This window comes from Streptosporangium sp. NPDC049248, assembly GCF_040678965.1.
GTDB classification, from domain to species: Bacteria; Actinomycetota; Actinomycetes; order Streptosporangiales; family Streptosporangiaceae; genus Streptosporangium; species Streptosporangium fukuiense.
In genome coordinates, this window is the sequence record NZ_JBFAQY010000019.1 from 12,560 (window position 1) to 33,253 (window position 20,694).

The window sequence follows — 20,694 nt, forward strand, 5'->3', positions numbered from 1 at the left end:
AGCCGCGCCGCGGGGCGACTTTACTCCCACCCCCACAACCACCACCCCCCCCCCCCCCCCCCCCCCCCCCGCCCGGGGCGGCCCCCCCCCCCCCGGCGTGTCGTGCGTTCTTGGGCGCGTGCCTCAGAGCTTGCGGAGGACCGCCACGACCTTGCCGAGCACGGTGGCCTCGTCACCCGGGATCGGGTCGTAGTTGGGGTTGTGCGGGACCAGCCAGACGTGGCCGTCCCTGCGCTTGAAGGTCTTGACCGTGGCCTCGCCGTCGATCATCGCCGCGACCACGTCACCGTTGTCGGCCACCGGCTGCTGGCGTACGACCACCCAGTCGCCGTTGGCGATGGCGGCCTCGATCATCGAGTCTCCGGTCACCTGGAGGAGGAAGAGCGTGCCCTCGCCGACGAGCTGCTTGGGCAGGGCGAAGACGTCCTCGATGCTCTCCTCGGCGAGGATCGGACCACCGGCGGCGATCCGGCCGACAAGTGGCACGTAGGCGGCGGTCGGGCGGCTGACCGGGGTCTCGTCCTCGCCGGAGTCGGGATCCACCCACAGCACGGGCTCCCCGGGCAGGCGCACCTCCAGAGCACGGGGGCGGTGCGGGTCACGCCGCAGGTAGCCCTTGCGCTGCAAAGCCGTCAACTGGTGCGACACGCTGGAGGTGCTGGTGAGCTGCACCGCCTCACCGATCTCCCGCATGGACGGCGGATAACCGCGCTGCTGCACGGAGTCGCGGATCACCTCAAGGATCTTCCGCTGCCTGGGGGTGAGGCCAAGGGAGTCACGCCTTCGCACCGCCAGGTCGCTGGCGGCCGAACCGTTCTCGTTGTGCTGGCTCATACGAACTCCTCGCCTCCCGGTCTGTATCTGATGTGTCGCACACAGCGACCATACAACGGCCGAAGATCATATTCAAACAATTGTTCGAATGTCCTCGATATCGGCGACGCCGTGGTGTACAACATCGTACGGGAGTTCGATCGACATCGTGTTCGATTCGCCGATCTTTCTTCGACATGTGTTCGGCCAGGTCGAGGGGATGGGGGCCACCGTGAAACCGACCGCGACGACACCACGATCCATGACCGTGCCGAGATCCCGGACCGCGCGGCGATCGCCGGGGGCACCGCTGCTTCGCCTCGTGCCGCCACCGAGATCGGAGCCCGCTCCCGCGCCGGAATCCGGCAGGGGGGCCGGGGCGGGGCGGAGCCCGGAAGGCGGAAGGGGGCCGGGGCGGCCCGGACGCGAGCGGGCGGCCGGGCGGCCGCGGGAGCCGGAGGCCGGGTGCGAGCCGACGTCGGGACTCGGGCGTGAAGTGAGGCGGAGGCGAGGGCAGGGGCCTCGGCAGGGACCCCGTCAGGGGCTTGGCCGGGGGGCGCAGGGGCGGGCGCCTGGGGCGGGAGCGGTTCGTGCGGGCGTCCGCCGCCCGGGTGCCGCCCGGCCCCGGACCGCCGGGCGGCCGCTCCGGCTCACCCGGCGTGGGAGGATCGTGGCGGTGACGGTGCTCGTGCTGTTCACCCTGGGGGCGCTCTGGCTCGGCGGGCGCATCGACACGGCCCTGGCGGGCGAGCGGACAGGTCATGAGGGCCTGTCCCGGATCACGGTGCACGCGGGCGACACGCTGTGGGAGATCGCGGACGCACTGGCGCCGGAGGGCGACGCCGGTCGGACGGTCCGCCGCATCATGGACCTCAACGGGCTGGCCGGCTCCGAGGTCCGGCCCGGAACCCGGCTCTACCTCCCCGAGGGCCTCATCCGCTGAGAAGGGGCGTGCTCCGTGGGGCGCGTGGGATTGGCCGGCCGGGTTCGGGGAAGGCGTGGGCGAGCCGTACGGGAGGGTTCGACAGGGGTCCTGCCTGACATATCGTCTGGGGCGCGTGTGAGGGAAGGGGCGCGTGAGGCGGGAGGGCGTCGCCCGAGGGGCGACACGCCGAGACGTGACGGCTGATCAGCGACTTCGTGTGGCGAGGGCCTTTCAACTTGCGTTCATGGTCGCGCACTTCTACCGTTAGACCACAACATCTAGTGGCTGCACCGCAACACTTCACCACAGATTGTGTTTCCATTACCGCCTCTCGACTATTCGAGGGGCGTGCGCGAGCGTCTCGTCATGCGCGCCATGGGGCAGGTGAGGTGGGTGAGCCACTCTCGCAGCTCAAGGAGGCGACGCGCGTGCACTGTCCGTTCTGTCGTCATCCGGACACGCGAGTCATCGACAGCAGGGCGACCGAGGACGGCGGCGCCATCCGCCGCAGGCGCACATGTCCGGAGTGCGGGCGCAGGTTCACCACGCAGGAGACGGTCCTGCTCATGGTGAGCAAGCGCAGTGGCGTGACGGAGCCGTTCTTCAGGGACAAGGTGATCGCCGGGGTCCGGCGGGCCTGCCAGGGGCGCCCCGTCGGAGAGGACTCCCTGGCGCAGTTGGGCCAGCGGGTCGAGGAGAGCATCCGGGCCACCGGATGCGCCGAGATCGCGGCCCACGAGGTCGGGCTGGCGATCCTGGGGCCACTTCGCGAACTGGACGAGGTGGCGTACCTGCGGTTCGCCTCCGTCTACCGGGGATTCGAGACCCTGGCCGACTTCGAGGCGGAGATCGAGCAGCTCCGGGCGGGGCGCTCCAGCGAGCAAGACTGAGAAAGACCCCGGGCGCCGGGGGTGAGCGGCGTGTTGGTGTGGTCCGATATGAGGGCTCGCGGAGCCCCAGGAGGGGGAAGTCATGACGGAGACCGCCGGCGCGGTGGCACGTGGGAGCAAGCGGCCGCGCAAGGGCCTGAGGATGAAGCGCATCTTCACCACCCCAGGCGTGCACCCCTATGACGAGCTGTCCTGGGAGCGCCGCGACGTCGTCATGACCAACTGGCGCGACGGCTCGGTCAACTTCGAGCAGCGTGGCGTCGAGTTCCCCGAGTCGTGGTCGGTCAACGCCGCCAACATCGTGACCACCAAGTACTTCCGCGGCGCGGTCGGCACCCCGCAGCGGGAGTGGAGCCTCAAGCAGCTGATCGACCGGGTGGTGGGCGTCTACACCCGTACGGCGGTCGAGCACGGCTACTTCGCCGCCGAGGAGGACGTGGAGATCTTCGACCACGAGCTCAAGCACGCTCTGGTCAACCAGGTCTTCAGCTTCAACTCCCCCGTCTGGTTCAACGTCGGCACGGCGTCGCCGCAGCAGGTCAGCGCCTGCTTCATCCTGGCCGTCGACGACCAGATGGAGTCGATCCTCGACTGGTACAAGGAAGAGGGTGTGATCTTCAAGGGCGGTTCCGGTTCCGGCGTCAACCTCTCCAGGATCCGTTCCTCCAAGGAGCTTCTCTCCAGCGGCGGCACCGCCAGCGGCCCGGTCTCCTTCATGCGCGGAGCGGACGCCTCCGCGGGCACCATCAAGTCCGGCGGCGCCACCCGCCGTGCCGCCAAGATGGTGGTCCTCGACGTCGACCACCCCGACATCGAGGAGTTCGTCGAGACCAAGGCGCGCGAGGAGGACAAGATCCGCGCCCTCCGTGACGCCGGGTTCGACATGGACCTGGGCGGCAAGGACATCGTCTCCGTCCAGTACCAGAACGCCAACAACTCCGTGCGCGTCTCCGACGAGTTCATGCGCGCGGTGGAGAAGGGCGAGGAGTTCGGCCTGCGTGCCCGGCTCACCGGTGAGGTCATCGAGAAGATCGACGCCAGGAGCCTGTTCCGCAAGATGGGCAAGGCCGCGTGGGAGTGCGCCGACCCCGGCGTCCAGTACGACGACACGATCAACGACTGGCACACCAGCCCCGAGACGGGCCGCATCACCGCCAGCAACCCCTGCTCGGAGTACCTGCACCTGGACAACTCCTCGTGCAACCTGGCGAGCATCAACCTGCTGAAGTTCCTGAGGGACGACGACACCTTCGACATCGCGAACTTCGTGAAGATCACCGAGCTGATCATCACCGCGATGGACGTCTCCATCACCTTCGCCGACTTCCCGACCGAGAAGATCGGCGAGACCACCCGTGCCTACCGCCAGCTCGGCATCGGCTACGCCAACCTCGGCGCGCTGCTCATGGCCACCGGCCACGCCTACGACTCCGAGGGCGGCCGCGCCCTGGCCGGAGCCATCACCTCGCTGATGACCGGCGCCTCCTACCGCCGCAGCGCGGAACTGGCCGCGGTCGTGGGCCCGTACGACGGCTACGCCCGCAACGCCGACGCGCACAAGCGGGTCATGCGCAAGCACAACGACGCCAACGAGGCCCTGCGCACGTTCGAGAAGATGGACGGCGACATCCACCACGAGGCCTCCAAGCAGTGGGCCGAGTGCCTCAGGCTCGGTGAGAAGAACGGCTACCGCAACGCCCAGGCCTCGCTGCTCGCGCCCACCGGGACCATCGGCCTGATGATGGACTGCGACACCACCGGCATCGAGCCCGACCTCGCCCTGGTCAAGTTCAAGAAGCTCGTCGGCGGCGGTTCCATGCAGATCGTCAACCAGACGATCCCGCGCGCGCTCCGGCAACTGGGCTACCAGGAGGAGCAGATCGAGGCGATCGTCGAGTTCATCGCCGAGCACGGCCACGTCGTCGACGCCCCCGGCCTGCGTCGCGAGCACTACGAGGTGTTCGACTGCGCCATGGGCGAGCGCGCGATCGCACCCATGGGGCACGTCCGGATGATGGCCGCGGCCCAGCCGTTCCTGTCCGGCGCCATCTCCAAGACCGTCAACCTCCCCGAGTCCGCCACCATCGAGGACATCGAGCAGGTCTACATGGAGGGCTGGAAGCTCGGCCTGAAAGCCCTCGCGGTCTATCGCGACAACTGCAAGGTCGGCCAGCCCCTCTCGGCCGCCGGCAGGAAGACCGAGGCGAAGGAGGCCGTCGCCGAGCCGGAGATCCAGGTCGTGGAGATCAGCCGCCCGACCCGTCGCCGGATGCCGAACCAGCGTCCCAGCACCACCACCCGCTTCACCGTGGGCGGCGCCAAGGGCTACATGACCGCCTCCTCCTACCCCGACGACGGCCTCGGCGAGGTCTTCCTGAAGATGTCCAAGCAGGGCTCGACCCTCGCGGGCGTCATGGACGCCTTCTCGGTGGCCATCTCCATCGGCCTGCAGTACGGGGTGCCGCTGGAGACCTACGTCGGCAAGTTCGTCAACATGCGCTTCGACCCGGCCGGCATGACCGACGACCCGGACATCCGGATGGCGGCCTCGGTGATGGACTACATCTTCCGCCGCCTGGCCCTGGACCACCTGCCCTACGAGGACCGCGCCGCCCTCGGTATCTTCTCCGCCTCCGAGCGCGCCGCCCAGCAGCGTGGTGAGGACCCGGCCCCGATCCACGCCGACGAGGTCATCGCCGAGCTCGCCACCTCGGCTCCCATCGAGGAGCTCCAGAGCCGAGCCGAAGCGGTGCCGGTGGAGACCCCCCGGGTGGCCGGCTCCCTGGAGTCCCACCAGGGCCGCACCGCCGACGCGCCGCTCTGCATGACCTGCGGCACCAAGATGCGCCCGGCGGGCAGCTGCTACGTCTGCGAGGGCTGCGGCTCCACCAGCGGCTGCAGCTGATTCCAGCGCCATCCAACGTGAGATGGCGGATCGATGCGGGGAGTCGACGATGACAGGTCGGCTCCCCGGATCGTCGGGTACGGCTGGGCCGGCCACCGGTGGGCATGGCCGCCGCGTCCTCCCGCCGCCGTCTGTGACCGCGCGCGAGGTCGTGCGAGGGCGGCGGCGGGGGTCTCCGATCCGTCTGGCACCCTGGTCGGGTGATCGAGGAGTTCGAGGCGGAGCGACCGAGGATGTTCGGCCTGGCCTACCGGATGCTCGGCTCGGCGGCCGAGGCCGAGGACGTCGTCCAGGATGCCTACCTGCGCTGGAGCGGCGCCGAGCGTGAGCACATCGGCTCCCCGGGAGCCTGGCTGGCCAAGGTGGTCACCAACCTCTGCCTCAACCGGCTGACCGCCGCCTGCGCCACCCGCGAGCGCTACGTCGGCTTCTGGCTCCCCGAGCCCGCGCCGACCGGCGCGCTCGGTCCGATGGAGACCGCCGAGCAGCGCGACGCGGTGTCCATCGCCTTCATGCTCCTGCTGGAGCGGCTCACCCCGGCCGAGCGGGCCGTCTTCGTGCTGCGGGAGGCGTTCTCCTACGGCTACCGCGAGATCGCCGAGGTGCTCGATCTGTCCGAGGCCAACTGCCGCCAGTTGTACGGCAGGGCCCGACGCGGGGTCGGTGAGCGCCCGAGGTTCGACGCCCCGGGTGAGCAGCGGCGCAGGATCGTGGAACGGTTCCTGGCGGCCGCCACGAGCGGCGACCTGGCGGGGCTGGAGCGGCTGCTCGCCGACGACGTGGTCGTCTGGGCCGACGGTGGCGGCAAGGTGCGCGCCGCGCTGCGGCCGATCACCGGCAGGGATAAGGTCGTCCGCTACCTCGCCGGGATCGCCGGCAGGTACGGGCAGGCGGAGTTCGCCCATGCCGATGTCAACGGTCAGGACGCGGTTCTCTTCCGGTACGGGGGAGAGGTCATCGCGATCTTCGTGATCGAGGTCTCCGCCGAGACCGTCGTCGGCCTGCGTGTCGTGCTCAATCCGGAAAAGCTGTCACATTTGAAAGAGGTCGCCGGTTCGTAGGGGTATGACAGAAAACATTCTGATAACCGGTGGTACGGGAGTCCTTGGCCGCCATGTTGTGGACCGCCTCGCCAGGGCCGGTCTTCCGGCCCGGGTGCTGAGCCGTACGCGCGGGCCCCACATCGGAGACCTGACGACGGGGGCGGGACTCGGCCCCGCCCTCGGCGGGGTCAATACGGTCATCCACCTCGCGAGCGACCCGCGCGACTCCTCGGCGGACGTCGAGGCCGCCCGGCGGCTGATCGCCGCAACGCCTCCCGAGGCCCATCTGGTCTACATCTCCATCGTCGGCGTCGACCGGCACCCGTACACGTACTACCGGCACAAGCACGAGGTCGAGAAGCTGATCGAGGACTCGGGACTGCCGTACACCATCCTGCGCACGACACAGTTCCACAATCTGGTGGTGCTCAAGCTGGTGAAACTGGCGAAGTCGAAGGTCATGCCGGTCCCGGCCGGGACGGACGTCCAGCCGGTGGAGGTCACCGAGGTCGCCGAGCGGATGGTGGAGCTGGCGCTGGGCGCACCCGCCGGGCGGGTGCCCGACATGGGCGGCCCGGAGATCGTGAGCGCGGCCGAAGCGGCGCGGACCTATCTGCGGGTCACCGGCAGGCGCGGGCTCGTCATGCCGCTGCCCGTACCCGGCAGGGTCGCCGCCGCCTTCCGGCGCGGAGTGCACCTCGCGCCCGACCACCCCGACGGGCGCGGGACCTTCGCGGACTTCGTCTCCGCGGCCGCCGGCCGGAGCGGGTACGAGGCGGGATCGGAGGGACGATGAACGAGACGGCCTCCACCGCGCGCGTGCCGTTCCGCACCCGGAAGGCACCGGGCGGCGAATAGGCCGGCGGCCGGACCGCGCACGGAAAGGAGCCGGAAACGGAGAAAGACCCGCCCGGGCGGGTCTTTCGCGATGGTGGTCAGGCGGCGGAGGTGGGGCCGCTCGTCTGTGGAAAGCGCAGAACGTTGCGGCCCGTGTAGGCGCTGAGATCGACCACCTTGGCGTCGCCGGTCACTCCACGGCGTGTCGCGGAACGAATATCCCTGATCTTGAGCCGTGCGACATATGGTGGCACGACCACAAGTCTCTTCATTGAGCCCCCCGGCGTGATGGTTCCGTTATATGAAATATCTACAGATCGCCGCATAAGACTGCCGTAAAGACCAGGTCAATAGGGGAGTGGGCGACCCGAGGGAGATCTCAGATCCAGACCGGAGGCGCGGGCGGGGCGATGTGCGCGCCGCCGCCGGATGATCCTGACGCGTCGAATGATCTTCCTCCCCTCCTCGGGCTCGCCATGCTATGCGTCGCCTGACACCGGCGTGCCCGAGGCTGGTGGGCCCGGCACGCGCGAAAGTCCGTACGAGCCAACCTAGTCCGCTCCCGCCCTCTGGATCAACCGGTTTGGCTACGGAGGGAATCTAGGCATGTGCTTACCGTGACGGCGGCCTGAGGTTGGACGCTGATCGCCGGGATCGTCACGACCCGTGCCGCCGGCATCTCCGGCCGCCACGGCACGACGTGTTTTTCGCGGCGGACGCGCGCCGAACGCGGCACGTCCGGTGCGGGCCCGGCTAATCTGGCGACCGGCCGGCCCGTGACGTCTCCGATCTCCGAACGGTCCTCCCCGGCCGGCCGGAAGCAGGCATCCTGGTCGGTGTTCCCGGCCTCGTCGAGGCCGCCCAGCGGGCCACGGGCCACGCCGGCCGCGAGAGTTTCGTCACCGTGCACGCGAGGAGGGCGAGACATGTTCGGAATGTTCGGCACTCCGCGAACTTCGCCGTCCTCGGGGGCGTCCAATCTGCCGTTGAACGGAGTGTGAGTTGAGCGCGACACTTATCGACGGTGATCCGCAGCGGCTGGGCGGTTACTGGCTGGCGGGGCGGTTGGGTGCGGGTGGTCAGGGTGTGGTCTACGAGGCGTACGACGCCGTGGGCAGGCGTGTGGCGGTGAAGGTGCTGCACGGTGACGCCGGGAGTGATCCGGAGTTGCGTGAGCGGTTCGGTCGTGAGGCCGCCGCGGCTCGGCGGGTGGCCTCGTTCTGCACGGCGGGGGTGCTGGACGCGGATCTGGACGGGCCCAGGCCGTACATCGTCAGCGAGTACGTCGAGGGCCCCAGCCTGCGCAGGGCCGTCGCCGAGGGGCGCCGCTTCACCGGAGGAGACCTGCACCGTCTCGCCACGGCGATCGCCACCGCGCTGACCGCCGTCCACGAGGCCGGGGTCATCCACCGCGACCTCAAGCCCGACAACGTGCTGCTGGGTCCCGACGGTCCCCGCGTGATCGACTTCGGCGTCGCCCGCACCGAGGACATGTCACTGACCGCGACCGGCATGGTGGCGGGCACCCCGACCTACATGGCCCCCGAGATCTTCATGGGCCAGCGCGCGAGCGCCGCCGTCGACGTCTTCGCCTGGGGCGGGATCATGGTCTTCGCCGCGACGGGTGCCGACCCGTTCCGGGCGGAGAGCCTGGGCGGGATCATGCACCGCGTGCTGTCGGTACAGCCCCAGCTGGACATGCTCCCCGAGCACCTGCGGCCGTTCGTCGCCGCCTCCCTCGCCAAGGACCCCGCCGCGCGGCCCACCGCGAGGGACCTGCTGCTCGCCCTGGTCAGCGGGGACGGCGCCATCGACACACCGAGGCTGCTGGCGGCGGGCAGCGACGCCGGGGCCCAGATCCGCGCGGCCTCCGCCGACCCCGCGCTCGGCACCCTCGCCGAGGACGCCTACGTCGCGCTCGGCCCGGCCGAGCGCGAGATCGCCCCCGAGGTCTTCCTGCGACTGGTCACCGTGACCGACGACGACCAGCTGGTCGTACGGCAGGCGCGGTGGGCCGAGCTCCTCGACGGGCGCGAGGAGGGCGAGGTGGCCGCGGTCCGGCGCCTGGTGGAGGTGTTCTCCTACCTGGTCGCCCACGACGACCAGGAGGTCTGGCTGTCGCGGCCCGCGCTGCCGCAGGCCTGGCCGAGGCTGCGCATGTGGGTCCAGGCCAACCGGGACGGTCTGGCCGTGCACCGCGGCATCCTGACCGCGGCGCGGCGCTGGCAGGCCCAGGGGCACCGGGACGGCGACCTGTTCCAGGGCAGCAGCCTGGAGAACGCCATGCGCTGGGCGGCCACCGGACGCCGCAACATCACGCTCAGCCCGGTCGAGCGGGACTTCCTGGAGGCGGGTGCCGCCCTCACCCGGCGCCGCGCCCGCCGGAGCCGGGTGCTGTCCGGCACGCTGGCCGTGCTGCTGACGGCCGCGCTGGTCGCCGGGGTGCTCGCCGTGCAGCAGAGCAGGGTGGCCGACGCGCGCAGCGCCGTCATCGCCTCCCAGCGTGACCAGGCGACGGCCGCCCGGCTCGCCGCGACGGCCGACGCGCTGCGGATCGCCGAGCCGGTCAGGGCCATGCTGCTCAGCGTGGCGGCCTGGAAGCTGGCACCGGTGCCCGAGGCCAGGGCGAGCCTGACCGGTTCGCTGACCCAGCGCGAGACGGCGACCTTCCACGACCCGGCCGCGGGAATACACACCCTCAGGGCGCTGAGCGCCGACGGGCGCACGCTCGTCAGCGCGAGCGACGGCGAGGCACGGCTCTGGGACGTGCGGACCGGCAGGCGCATCGGCGGTCTCACCGGGATCGGTGACGACCTGCGCGTGATCGCGCTGAGCCCGAGCGGCAGGCTGCTCGCCGTGATCAGCGGCCTGAAGCTGAAGCTCTGGGATGTGGCGACCGGCAAGCCGACCGGCGCGGTCCTCGCCGTCCAGGGACGCGACGCGGGGGGCGACACCGGGGCGTTCTTCGGCCGGTCCGACGACTGGCTCATCGTGACCCAGGGGGAGGGACTCACGGTCTGGAACCACCTGGACGGCAGGAAGCTGTACCCGCCCGCCGCGGGCGTCGACTTCGACATCACCGCGGACGGGCGTGGGATCGCCGTCGGCGGACTGGACGGGGAGCCGGCGGCCTTCACCCTGGACGACCTGCGCAAGATCCCGCTGGGCACCCGCTGCAACGGGTGCGGACTGCGGGTGGCCTACAGCCCGGACGGCGGGACCGTCGCGGTCTCCCGGGGCAGGAAGCTCGAACTGCGCGACGCGTCCACCGGGGCCGATCTAGACCGCTTCTTCGAGGGGAGTGCCGGGGGAGACCTGGTCTTCAGCCCCGACGGGCGCTTCCTGGCCGCGGTGACCGACACGGCCCTGCGGGTCTGGCGGGTAGGGGACGGCAGGCTCCTGCTCACCCAGAAGCTCGACGGGTTCATGCCCATCGTGGCCTTCGATCCGGACGGGCGGACGCTGCGCTACCTCACCGAGGACTCGGTGACGACCCTCGACGTCGGCGCGCTGACCAGGCCCACCCCGCTGAAGGGGCCCGGGACCAACTGGGCGGCGCTCAGCCCCGACGGCCGGCTGCTCGCGTCCAGGGACGAGGGGGCAAGTGAGATCGTCATCCGCGACGTGCGCCGGCGCACCCGGACCGGCGCGCTGAACGTCGGGCCCGAAGGCGCCGACGGCGCCTTCGCGATGGCCTTCAGCGCGGACGGCGGACGGCTGGTGGCCAACACCGGTGGTGACAGTTCCCGGCTGACCGTATGGGACGTCGCCACCGCCAAGCGGATCGCCGCCGTCGAGACGACCAGAGCGGGACAGGTGTTCGCCCTGGCGATCAGCGCGGACGGCACCGCGGTGGCCTCCTACACCCTCTACTTCGATTCGACGGGTGCCTCGGTTGGGGAGATCACCGTGTGGGACCTGCCCAGCGGCAGACTCCGCTGGTCAAGGCCTCAGCAGTTGGTCGACGGGCTGGTCTTCACCCCCGACGGCAGGACACTGGCGGTCGCGGGGGGAGAGCACCGGCTGCTGGACGCCTCGACGGGCGAGCCGTTCGGCGAGACGTACGGCGCGCCCACCGTCACCATCCCGACCACCGCGCTGGCCTTCGACAAGGACGGCGCCCGCTTCGCCGCGGTCGACAACGTCGGGCGGATCTCGGTGTTCGAGACCCGGAGCAGGAACCGGGTGGGAAACCTGATCAGGAGCGAACCGGCCCCGAAGGCGATCCTGGCCTTCTCGCCTCGCGGAGACGTCGTCGCCGGCGCGGTGAACGACCGTTCGGTGGGGCTGTGGGACGTGGTGACCGGACGCCGTCTCGGCCCGCCGATCGCCGCGCAGAGCGGTGAGTTCCGGTCCCTGGCGTTCAGCTACGACGGGGCCCGGCTGGTCGTCGTCGACTCGGCCGGCACCCTGGACGAGTATCCGGTCGAGCCGGAGGCGGTGGCGCGAGCGGTCTGCGAGCGCGCGGGCCGCACCCTCGCGCGCGAGGAGTGGCGCACCTACCTGGGTGACCTGCCCTATCGCAACGTTTGCCCCGGTTAGAAGAAACTTTTCATCCGAGGATCGCATCAAACACCCCATGAGAGTGGCGCGGGAACTGATCGTGGGTGATCCGCAGCGGTTGGGCGGCTACCGGTTGGCGGGGCGGTTGGGTGCGGGTGGTCAGGGTGTGGTCTACGAGGCGTACGACGCCGTGGGCAGGCGTGTGGCGGTGAAGGTGCTGCACGGTGACGCCGGGAGTGATCCGGAGTTGCGTGAGCGGTTCGGTCGTGAGGCCGCCGCGGCTCGGCGGGTGGCCTCGTTCTGCACGGCGGGGGTGCTGGACGCGGATCTGGACGGGCCCAGGCCGTACATCGTCAGCGAGTACGTCGAGGGCCCCAGCCTGCGCGGGGCCGGACAGATCTTCGGTGGTGACGACCTGCATGCCCTCGCGACGGCGATCGCCGTCGCGCTGACCGCCCTCCACGACGCCGGGGTCGTCCACCGCGGTCTCACCCCCGACAAGGTGTTCCTCGGCAGGGACGGGCCCGGGGTCCTCGGATTCGGGCTGAGCCCAGGCCTGGGAACCGCGCTGACCGCCACCGGGCTCAGGCCACGCGCGCCGTCGTACACGGCGCCCGAGGTGTTCACCGGCGGCGAGGCGGGTACCGCCGCCGACGTGTTCGCCTGGGGCGGGATCGTGCTGTACGCCGCGAGTGGCGAGGATCCGTTCGCGGCGGGCAGCCTGGGCGCGGTGATGCACCGGATCCTCTCGCTCGACCCCGACCTGAGCCCGCTGCCCCGCCCGCTGCGGCCCCTGGCCGCTGCCGCGCTCGCCAAGGATCCCCGCGCCAGACCCACCGCCCGCGACCTGCTGATCGCCCTGATCGCCGCCGGCCAGGCCGCCGGCCAGGCCGTTCCCCGGACGGACGCGCCGGGGTCCGAGACGGTCCCGCTGCTGCGGGCCGGTGCCGAGGTGGCGGCCAGGGTTCGCACGGCCTGCGACGATCCGGGGCTGGGCGCGCTTGCCGAGTCGGCGTTCGCCGCGCTGGACCCGGCGGACCGGGAGCGCGTGCCGGCGGTGTTCCTGAGGCTCGTCGTCATCGACGCCGACGGGCAGGCGGTCGCCCGCGAGGCCGGAATCCCCGCCGGGTCCGAGGACGTCCTGCACGGCTTCGCGGGGCTGGTCGAGCACCGGGGAGACAGGGCGTACCTGGTCCACCAGGCGCTGCCCTACGCCTGGCCCCGCCTGAAGGAGTGGATCGACGCCAACCGTGCCCGTCTCGTGGCGCGTGAGAGGTCCGCCCGGCTGCTCCCCCCGCTGCTGGCCGTCTCGGCGGTGTTCGCGCTGGTCGCGGCGGCGATCGCGGCGGGAAGGATTGTCTGACTCGCGGATACCTGGGTAGGACTGCACCGGAAAGCCACGATTTTTCGGGGGGAAACATGGCGACCTGTGAAACCTGCGGGAACGACTACGACATGAGCTTCGAGGTGCACACCCGGGGCGGGGTGCACGTCTTCGACAGCTTCGAGTGCGCGATCCAGCGGCTGGCACCGATCTGCGAGCACTGCGGGGTCCGCATCGTCGGGCACGGCGTCGAGGCCGGTCGGCGCTGGTTCTGCTGCGCCAACTGCGCACGCCAGGAGGGGGCGACCGCGATCGTGGACCATGTGGGGGCGGCGGTGTAGGGCGGTAGCGAAACGGCGTGGCGGCGTGAGGCCGCCACGAGGTAAGACGCTCGCCCAAGACGCGGTACGGGGCGAGGTGCCGGTGCGCCGAAGCCGGAGGAGAGGGCGGCTCACGGCGGTGTCGACAAGGCCGCCACGGTCCGGACCGCTCATCATGTCCGGCGAGGGGCCGCCGGGTTCATCCGGCAGGTGAGTCGTTTCCCTGCCGCAGCGCCGGTGTCCGAAACGGTCAGGGGTGCCCTCCCCGGTGAGCACGGGAGTCGCGACTCTGGCTGAGATCGCCCCGTGCGTTCACACTGAGCCCTATGTGGGATTTTGATGTCATCGTTCTTGGTTCCGGGCCGGGTGGGCAGAAGGCTGCGATCGCCGCCGCGAAACTCGAACGGCGCGTCGCGCTCGTCGAGCGGCGCAACATGCTCGGCGGAGTGTGCATCAACACCGGCACCATCCCCTCCAAGACGCTGCGTGAGGCCGTCCTGCACCTGACCGGCCTCAACCAGCGCGGCATGTACGGCCAGAGTTACCGGGTGAAGGACGAGATCACCGCGGCCGACCTGGGCATCCGTACCCAGCATGTGATCGGCCGGGAGATCGACGTGATCCGCAGCCAGCTGTCGCGCAACCACGTGGCGATGCTCAGCGGGATGGGCCACTTCGTCGACCCGCACACGGTCGGCGTCGTCGACGAGCACGGCCAGGAGACCAAGGTCACCGCCGACAAGATCATTGTCGCCACGGGCACCCGGCCGGCCCGCCCCGACACCGTGGAGTTCGACGACCACACCATCATCGACTCGGACGGCATCCTGAAGCTGCAGGACATCCCCGACTCTATGGTGGTCGTCGGGGCCGGGGTGATCGGCATCGAGTACGCCTCGATGTTCGCCGCGCTGGGCACCAAGGTGACGGTGGTGGAGCGCCGCGACCGGATGCTCGACTTCTGTGACCTGGAGATCGTCGAGGCGCTCAAGTACCACCTGCGCGACCTGGCGGTGACCTTCCGCTTCGGCGAGACCGTCGCCGCCGTGGAGCGCCGCTCCCGGGGGGCGCTGACCGTGCTGGAGAGCGGCAAGAGGATCCCCGCCGAGACGGTGATGTACTCGGCCGGCCGCCACGGCATGACCGACGAGCTCGCGCTGGAGAACGCGGAGCTGGCCGCCGACGCCCGGGGCCGGATCCAGGTTGACGAGCACTACCGCACCACTGCGCCGCACATCTACGCCGTCGGCGACGTCATCGGCTTCCCCTCCCTGGCAGCCACCTCCATGGAGCAGGGCCGCATCGCCGCCCACCACGCCTGCGGGGAACCGCTGCGCGGTATCCACCACCTGCAGCCGATCGGCATCTACACCATCCCCGAGATCAGCTTCATCGGCCACACCGAGGACGAGCTGACCGCCTCCCACGTCCCCTTCGAGGTCGGCGTCTCCCGCTACCGGGAGCTGGCCAGAGGCCAGATCATCGGTGACACCTACGGCATGCTCAAGCTCCTGGTCTCCCCGGAGAGCCGCGCCCTGCTCGGCGTGCACGTCTTCGGCACCGGCGCCACCGAACTGCTCCACATCGGTCAGGCGGTCATGGGCTGCGGCGGCACCATCGACTACCTGGTCGACGCCGTCTTCAACTACCCCACCCTGGCCGAGTCCTACAAGGTCGCCGCCCTGGACGCGATGAACAAACTCCGCCGGGTGGCCCGCTTCGAGCTCTGAGCACGCAGACGGGGTCCCGTAAGGGGAGGGGCGCTGCGATCATGGTGGTATGACGCAGCAGGTTCCGGATGGTGACAAGAGGCTGAGCCGACGGGAGATCTCCGACGCCGTCGGCGATCTCGGGTGGCGCTACGTCCTGGACGTGGTGCGCACGTCGGTGGCCGTGGCATCGCCCGCGCGGGCGGTCGAGGTCGTCGCGCGCGCGGTGGCGGTGGCCGGTGCGGACGGGGAGCGAAGCCTGGAGATGGACGTCCGCCCCGGCCGGGTGGTCTTGACCCTGCGCTCACCGGTCACCGGTGCGGTGACGCCGGTCGAGGTCGAGCTCGCCGGTCGGATCTCCGCGGTCGTGGCCGAGCTCGGGCTGAACACCGGCACCGACGTGGGCGGCCGGGAGGTGCGGTCGGTCCAGGTCCTTGAGATCGCGATCGACGCGATCGACATCGCCGCCGTCCGCCCGTTCTGGAAGGCGGTGATGGGTTATCACGACGAGCCCGGAGCCTCCGGTGGCGAGGGCGCGCTCGTGGATCCCGTCGGGCAGGGGCCGGCGATCTGGTTCCAGCGGATGACCGCGCCCCGGGCGCAGCGCAACCGGATCCATCTCGACGTCTCGGTCCCCCACGACGAGGCGCCCCACCGGATCGAGGCCGCCCTGGCCGCGGGCGGGGTGCTGCTGTCCGACGCCGAGGCGCCCTCCTTCTGGGTGCTGGCGGACGTGGAGGGCAACGAGGCGTGCGTGACGACCTGGCAGGGCAGGGACTGACGGCCGGCCGGTGTCAGGCCGGCGGTTCCGCGGTCGCCTCCCGGCGTCGGCGGTGATGGTGTCGAGGCAGCACCCGCGCGACCGCGGTGGGTCGTGCGGCGGCCGGGCCTCCGGGATTCGTCCGCTCAGGTTCCGGAAGGCTCGTCCTTCTTGCCCGCCACGAGGGTGTCACCGGCCTTGCCGGAGGTGGGCGGCGCTGGTGGTGCGGCGGGTGCGGTACCGGAGGAGGGCTTGCGGGTACGCGTACGCGGACGGGCGGCGGCCGGGAACTCCGCGGTGTCGACGGTGCTCTCGGAGGTGGCCGGAGCGGGCTTGCCGGTGTCGGCGGGCTTCTTCCCGGCGGCGGGCAGGGCGGGCGCCGGAGGGGTCTCCGGCTCGCGCAGCGCGGCGATGACGTCGTCGGCCTCGGTCTCGGCGGCGAAGTCCTCGGCGGCCTCGGCCTCACGGCGCTTGATCACCACCATGTGGTCGACCGACAGGCGGCCCGCGCCGCCCACCGCCAGCAGGATGGAGGCGGCCCCGAGTGCCACGATCAGCTTGGCGTCGCCCCCGGTGAGCGGCAGGCCCGTCTCGCCACTGGCCAGTACGAACACGGCGAGGGCCTCGGCGAACAGCAGCAGCCCGCACGCGGGCACGGCGAGCCCGGCCACCAGCAGCGCGCCGCCGATGAGCTCCGTCAGCATGGTGGTGGCGGCCCACACGCCCGGCGCGGGGGCCCCCAGGGTGGTGAACTGCCCGGCGGTGGCGGTCAGGCCCGCTTCGAGCTTGTGCCAGCCGTTGGCGAAGAAGATCCCGCCCACGCCCAGCCTGGCGGCCAGGGAGGCAAGATCATGGAGGGTTCGTCGCACGGTTCCTCATTCTGGTTAGATTCACCGTTCCTGCCCAGGCTTGACCGATAGATGACCGAGCGAGGACCTTCCAAACCCCTCACGAGGAGTCACTCCCCTCTCCGTCTCCCTTGGAGCGGTGGGGTACCAGGAGCATCACGGCCAGTGCGGTGCAGCCGAGCAGGAGCACACTCACCATGATCGTCGTGTGCAGGCCGGAGACGAACGCGACGCGGGCCGCGGAGAGCAGCGCGTCTCCCACGCCGCCGCCGATCTCCCGCGCCATGTGCGCGGCGGAGGCGAGCGACTGGCGGGCCTGGTGCATCATCTCGGGAGGGACGCCGGGGACCGGGCCCAGCGAGGGGGCGTACACGACCGTGGTGATCGTGCCGAGCACCGCCACCCCGAGCCCGGCACCCAGCTCGTAGGCGGTCTCCTCGATCGCGGCGGCGCCGCCCGCGCGCGACTCGGGCGCGGCCGACATGATCGTGTCGGAGGCGGCCAGCAGGGCGACCTGGATGCCGAAGCCGATGCCGACGAAGCAGAACGTCAGGGCCACCGGATGCCCCTCGGTACCCCAGGCCAGGGTGGGGGCGAGGGACAGGGCGGTCAGCGCCAGCCCGCCGCTCATCGTGGCGCGCATTCCGAACCGCCGAAGGAGCCGGGCCCCGGCCAGGCCGCCCGCGATCGCGGCGATCATGAGCGGGAGCATCCGCACGGCCGCCCCGAGCGGGCTGTCACCGAGGACCAGCTGGAGGTACTGGGCGAGCATGAGCTCCAGTCCGACCAGGGCGAAGACGGTCAGCAGCACGCCGCCCACCCCGGCGCAGAACGCCCGTCGCCGGAACAGCTCCAGGTCGAGCAGGGGGAAGGCCAGCCGCCGCTGCCTGCGGACGAACCAGGTCAGCAGCCAGACCCCGCACAGCAGGACCGCCACCCCGCCGAGATGCCCGGCACCCGTCTCCTTCAGGCCGAAGGCCACGCCGAGGATGCCCAATACCGACAGCAGCGCGCTGAGCGCGTCCCACGGCCGGTCCGAGCGCCTTGGGATCTCGGGAAGAAGCCTGACCGCGGCGGGCAGCAGGACCATCAGGATGGGGACGTTGATCAGGAAGACGGCGCCCCACCAGAACTTCTCGACGAGCAGCCCGCCGATGAGCGGGCCGACCGCGGCCCCGGCCGCCGCCACCGCGCTCCACACCCCCAGCGCGATCGCCCGCTCGTGCCGGTCGGTGAAGACCTGCCGGATGATGGAGAGGGTGGCGGGCATGATCATGGCACCGCCGACGCCGAGCAGTGCTCGGGCCGAGATCAGTGCGAGCGGGGTCGGGGCGAACGCGGCCGCCGCCGAGGCGACGCCGAAGACCACGTATCCGGCCAGCACCAGCCGTTTGCGGCCGTAGCGGTCACCGAGCGTGCCGAAGGTCAGCAGCAGCGGCGCGACCACCAGCGAGTAGACGTCGATGATCCACAGCAGTTCCACGGAGGTCGGCTCCAGGGCCGCCGTCAGCGTGGGCACCGCGATGTGCAGCACCGTGGCGTCCACCGCGATCAGCAGCAGGCTGAAGCAGAGCAGGGCGAGGATCGACCACCGGCTGGCTCCGGGTGCCGGTGAGCCGCCGTCCCCACCCCTGGATTTGGCCATGATGGTGGTCATGGGCCGCTCAGGAGTTGTCAGCCTGGACGAACATACGTCGCAGCCTAGGCGAAGTGCGGCAGTGCGCGGGGTGGCATTCGATGATGGATTTCCATGGATATGTGTACCTTGTCGCTCACGATCGATCGACATTCCGTGTTCGCGGTGACGCTTTGAGTGACCTCTCTAGAGAGATACAGGCATATACCGTTATCTAGGCAAATGGTGATCTCCCACGGACCATGGCGATCGTGGGGAGTCAGCGTGAGGCCCGTGAGCCGCCGTGGTGAGCGGGTCCGGCGGGCGCGACTCGGCCCCGGTGTCGCCGCCCCGGGATCCCGGCGACCCCCGGCAGTGGTGTGCCGTGGCCGCCGCGTTGCTGGGCCGTGACCATCCCGAGGCCGCGCTGGAGGCCGCCCGCAGGGCGCTGGACCTCGACCCCCGATCCGAGTCGGGAGCCGACTGGGGATACCGCCTCGCCAGCCTCGCGTTCGAGCGGCTCGGCCGCGACGCGGAGGCCGTGGCCGCCGCCGAGGAGGCGGTACGCCTCGCGCCGGGCTCCTGGGCCGCGCGGATGCGCCTGGGGGCGGCGCTGCGCAGGGTGCCCGGCCGCTGGCGCGAGTCGCGGGCACAGGCGGCCAGGGCCGTCCGCTATGCGCCGGAGGAGCCGGACCCGCATGTCCTCACCGGTGACCTCGCGCTGCTGCGCGGTGAGTACTCCCGCGCGCGGGCCGCCTACCGCGACGCGCTGCGCCGCCTGCCCGACCATCCCGGCGCCAGGATCAACCTCGGCCTGACCTGGCTGCGCTGGGAGCGCCCACGCGCCCACCACGACCCCGCCTGGCCGGTCGACCCCCGCGAGACGGGCCGGGCCAGGCGCGCCCTGGAGACATGGTCACGGCAGATCCGCGTCCTGCTGGCCGTCGCCCTCGTCGCGGTCTGCGCGGCGGAGTTCGGGTTCGGCCTGGCAGGCGTGGCGAGGATCGGTGGCGGTCTGGTGCCGCTCGCCGTCCTGGTGATCACCCTCAGGCAGGCGCACCGGGTCGGGCTCTGGTCGTACGTGCCCGGCATGCTCGCCCGCGACCTCTGGCTCGGCACGTCGATCCTGATCACCCTGGTCGTCGTGGCCGCGTACGTCGCGGTCGTCGCCACGCTCCCGCCGGAGGCCCCACCGCTCCTGGCCGGACCGCCGCCGGACGCCACGGGAGTGCTCTGGGCGGGCCTCGCCGGGCTGGTGCTCCTCAACGGCGCCGTACTGCTCGTCCTGCGCGTGCTCGTCGAGGCCTGGCGCGGGCGGCCGGTCAGGGCGCTGACCGAGTTCGCCGCGGCCGGTGACGACCGTACGGCCCGGCGGGACGTCAACGTGACCCTCTGGCTGGTGGCGGGCCGGGCCTGGTCGGTGCCGGTGGCGGTGGTGCTGGTGACGGCGGTCCTGGACGAACGGCGTTGGGCGCTCGCCGCGCTCGCCGTCGCTCGTGCTCGGCTGGGCGTACCGCGGGGCCGGTCCCGCCCTGGGCCTCGGCAGGGTGCTGGCGGCGGACCGCGGGCTGGCGGTGGCGCTGGCCCTGTCCGCCGCGGCGGCGCTCCTGCTCGGCACGGCGGCCACGGCCATGATGCTCGGGCTCGGCCAGGCGGGCGAGTGGGCCTGGCGGGCCGGAACCGCGCTGCCGGCCGTCTCGTCGGTGGTGTTCGCCACGAGGTCGGTGCGGGCGTGGTGGCGGGGTGCGCCCGGTCCCTGGCGCGCCTCGCTGGTCATGTGCGACGGCTGTGGCGGCCGCCTGCCCGGCGACGCCTCACCGCCGGTGGGGCTCAGCGGGGAGGTGCGCGCGGCCTTCACCTACGCGCGGGGGGTGGTGCTCGCCTACGTCGACCCCGGCGGCCCGCGCGCGCTGGCCGTCGGCGCGGTCAGTTCGGTCGGCCCGAGCGGCGAGTTACGCCTGATCGCCGCCTCCGACGCGTGGGAGGCCGCCGAGCGCGACCCCAGGGTGGCGGTCTTCGTCGCGGACCCGCAGGGCCGCGGCCTCTGGGCCGAGGTGCGTGGCATCGCGATCGGCGACACCGAGTCCGACCTGCTGAGGATCACCCCCAAGCAGGTCGTGGTCGGCGAGTATCCCGGCCGGCACCAGGGCCGTGCCCGCCGAGGCTGAGCCGCACCCAGGAAGAGCGGCCGTCGGGAGCGCG

17 protein-coding genes and 1 pseudogene are annotated in these 20,694 nt (G+C 71.4%); 12 read left to right on the forward strand and 6 right to left on the reverse strand.

The features are described 5' to 3' along the window. Window positions 1–123: 123 nt before the first annotated feature. Complete coding sequence (gene lexA, locus AB0K21_RS29025; RefSeq protein ID WP_343972512.1) at window positions 124–834, reverse strand: transcriptional repressor LexA; 711 nt, start codon at window positions 832–834, stop codon at window positions 124–126. Window positions 835–1,489: 655 nt separating this feature from the next. On the opposite strand from lexA, the gene AB0K21_RS29030 reads away from it, so the two are divergent. From AB0K21_RS29030 to AB0K21_RS29050, 5 genes are all read left to right on the forward strand, one after another. Next, complete coding sequence (locus AB0K21_RS29030; protein WP_364154889.1) at window positions 1,490–1,756, forward strand: LysM peptidoglycan-binding domain-containing protein; 267 nt, start codon at window positions 1,490–1,492, stop codon at window positions 1,754–1,756. A 410-nt stretch (window positions 1,757–2,166) separates the two neighbouring features. Then, window positions 2,167–2,628, forward strand: a complete 462-nt coding sequence (gene nrdR / locus AB0K21_RS29035; protein ID WP_343979261.1) for a transcriptional regulator NrdR — start codon at window positions 2,167–2,169, stop codon at window positions 2,626–2,628. Between the two features lie 82 nt (window positions 2,629–2,710). Continuing rightward, on the forward strand, window positions 2,711–5,533 hold the full coding sequence (locus AB0K21_RS29040; protein WP_343979241.1) for a vitamin B12-dependent ribonucleotide reductase: 2,823 nt from the start codon (window positions 2,711–2,713) through the stop codon (window positions 5,531–5,533). Window positions 5,534–5,733: 200 nt separating this feature from the next. Beyond that, window positions 5,734–6,594 (forward strand): RNA polymerase sigma-70 factor, encoded by an 861-nt coding sequence (locus AB0K21_RS29045; RefSeq protein WP_343979238.1) that lies wholly within the window; start codon window positions 5,734–5,736, stop codon window positions 6,592–6,594. Between the two features lie 4 nt (window positions 6,595–6,598). Beyond that, window positions 6,599–7,372: an SDR family oxidoreductase gene (locus AB0K21_RS29050; RefSeq protein ID WP_343979235.1), complete on the forward strand. Its 774-nt coding sequence runs from the start codon at window positions 6,599–6,601 to the stop codon at window positions 7,370–7,372. 139 nt (window positions 7,373–7,511) lie between these two features. Here AB0K21_RS29050 and AB0K21_RS29055 read toward each other — a convergent pair whose 3' ends face one another. Beyond that, on the reverse strand, window positions 7,512–7,667 hold the full coding sequence (locus AB0K21_RS29055) for a hypothetical protein (protein ID WP_364154892.1): 156 nt from the start codon (window positions 7,665–7,667) through the stop codon (window positions 7,512–7,514). A 320-nt stretch (window positions 7,668–7,987) separates the two neighbouring features. Continuing rightward, window positions 7,988–8,323 (reverse strand): hypothetical protein, encoded by a 336-nt coding sequence (locus AB0K21_RS29060; protein WP_343979229.1) that lies wholly within the window; start codon window positions 8,321–8,323, stop codon window positions 7,988–7,990. 92 nt (window positions 8,324–8,415) lie between these two features. Between AB0K21_RS29060 and AB0K21_RS29065 the strand changes: the two genes are divergently transcribed. The 5 genes from AB0K21_RS29065 (at window position 8,416) to AB0K21_RS29085 (ending at window position 16,050) form a co-directional block, all read left to right on the forward strand. Further along, a complete protein-coding gene (locus tag AB0K21_RS29065; RefSeq protein WP_364154895.1) occupies window positions 8,416–11,955 on the forward strand; it encodes a WD40 repeat domain-containing serine/threonine protein kinase in 3,540 nt (1,179 codons plus the stop codon). A 37-nt stretch (window positions 11,956–11,992) separates the two neighbouring features. Further along, entirely contained in the window at window positions 11,993–13,279 is a 1,287-nt protein-coding gene (locus AB0K21_RS29070; protein WP_343979223.1) for a serine/threonine-protein kinase, read from the forward strand. A gap of 56 nt (window positions 13,280–13,335) precedes the next feature. After that, on the forward strand, window positions 13,336–13,581 hold the full coding sequence (locus AB0K21_RS29075) for a hypothetical protein (RefSeq protein ID WP_343979219.1): 246 nt from the start codon (window positions 13,336–13,338) through the stop codon (window positions 13,579–13,581). Window positions 13,582–13,886: 305 nt separating this feature from the next. Next, window positions 13,887–15,290, forward strand: a complete 1,404-nt coding sequence (sthA, locus tag AB0K21_RS29080) for a Si-specific NAD(P)(+) transhydrogenase (RefSeq protein WP_343979215.1) — start codon at window positions 13,887–13,889, stop codon at window positions 15,288–15,290. 49 nt (window positions 15,291–15,339) lie between these two features. Then, window positions 15,340–16,050 (forward strand): VOC family protein, encoded by a 711-nt coding sequence (locus AB0K21_RS29085; protein WP_343979212.1) that lies wholly within the window; start codon window positions 15,340–15,342, stop codon window positions 16,048–16,050. Window positions 16,051–16,175: 125 nt separating this feature from the next. Here AB0K21_RS29085 and AB0K21_RS29090 read toward each other — a convergent pair whose 3' ends face one another. Together AB0K21_RS29090 and AB0K21_RS29095 are read right to left on the reverse strand one after the other, a co-directional pair. Then, a complete protein-coding gene (locus AB0K21_RS29090) occupies window positions 16,176–16,898 on the reverse strand; it encodes a DoxX family protein (protein ID WP_343979209.1) in 723 nt (240 codons plus the stop codon). A 79-nt stretch (window positions 16,899–16,977) separates the two neighbouring features. Then, window positions 16,978–18,534 carry an MFS transporter gene (locus AB0K21_RS29095; protein WP_343979206.1) on the reverse strand — a complete coding sequence of 519 codons (1,557 nt, stop codon included), beginning with the start codon at window positions 18,532–18,534 and terminating at the stop codon, window positions 16,978–16,980. Between the two features lie 343 nt (window positions 18,535–18,877). Between AB0K21_RS29095 and AB0K21_RS29100 the strand changes: the two are divergent. Further along, window positions 18,878–19,225 (forward strand): annotated as a pseudogene (locus AB0K21_RS29100) (tetratricopeptide repeat protein); the annotation flags it as partial. 23 nt (window positions 19,226–19,248) lie between these two features. Here the strand turns inward: AB0K21_RS29100 and AB0K21_RS29105 are convergent. After that, window positions 19,249–19,875 (reverse strand): hypothetical protein, encoded by a 627-nt coding sequence (locus tag AB0K21_RS29105; protein ID WP_364154900.1) that lies wholly within the window; start codon window positions 19,873–19,875, stop codon window positions 19,249–19,251. 113 nt (window positions 19,876–19,988) lie between these two features. Between AB0K21_RS29105 and AB0K21_RS29110 the strand changes: the two genes are divergently transcribed. After that, entirely contained in the window at window positions 19,989–20,660 is a 672-nt protein-coding gene (locus tag AB0K21_RS29110; RefSeq protein ID WP_364154902.1) for a hypothetical protein, read from the forward strand. Window positions 20,661–20,694: the final 34 nt, after the last annotated feature.

Coding starts and splice junctions, on each gene's coding strand:
- lexA (WP_343972512.1), bottom strand. CDS start 834: ATGAGCCAGCACAACGAGAACGGTTCGGCCGCCAGCGACCTGGCGGTG.
- AB0K21_RS29040 (WP_343979241.1), top strand. CDS start 2,711: ATGACGGAGACCGCCGGCGCGGTGGCACGTGGGAGCAAGCGGCCGCGC.
- AB0K21_RS29050 (WP_343979235.1), top strand. CDS start 6,599: ATGACAGAAAACATTCTGATAACCGGTGGTACGGGAGTCCTTGGCCGC.
- AB0K21_RS29070 (WP_343979223.1), top strand. CDS start 11,993: ATGAGAGTGGCGCGGGAACTGATCGTGGGTGATCCGCAGCGGTTGGGC.
- AB0K21_RS29075 (WP_343979219.1), top strand. CDS start 13,336: ATGGCGACCTGTGAAACCTGCGGGAACGACTACGACATGAGCTTCGAG.
- sthA (WP_343979215.1), top strand. CDS start 13,887: ATGTGGGATTTTGATGTCATCGTTCTTGGTTCCGGGCCGGGTGGGCAG.
- AB0K21_RS29085 (WP_343979212.1), top strand. CDS start 15,340: ATGACGCAGCAGGTTCCGGATGGTGACAAGAGGCTGAGCCGACGGGAG.
- AB0K21_RS29095 (WP_343979206.1), bottom strand. CDS start 18,534: ATGACCACCATCATGGCCAAATCCAGGGGTGGGGACGGCGGCTCACCG.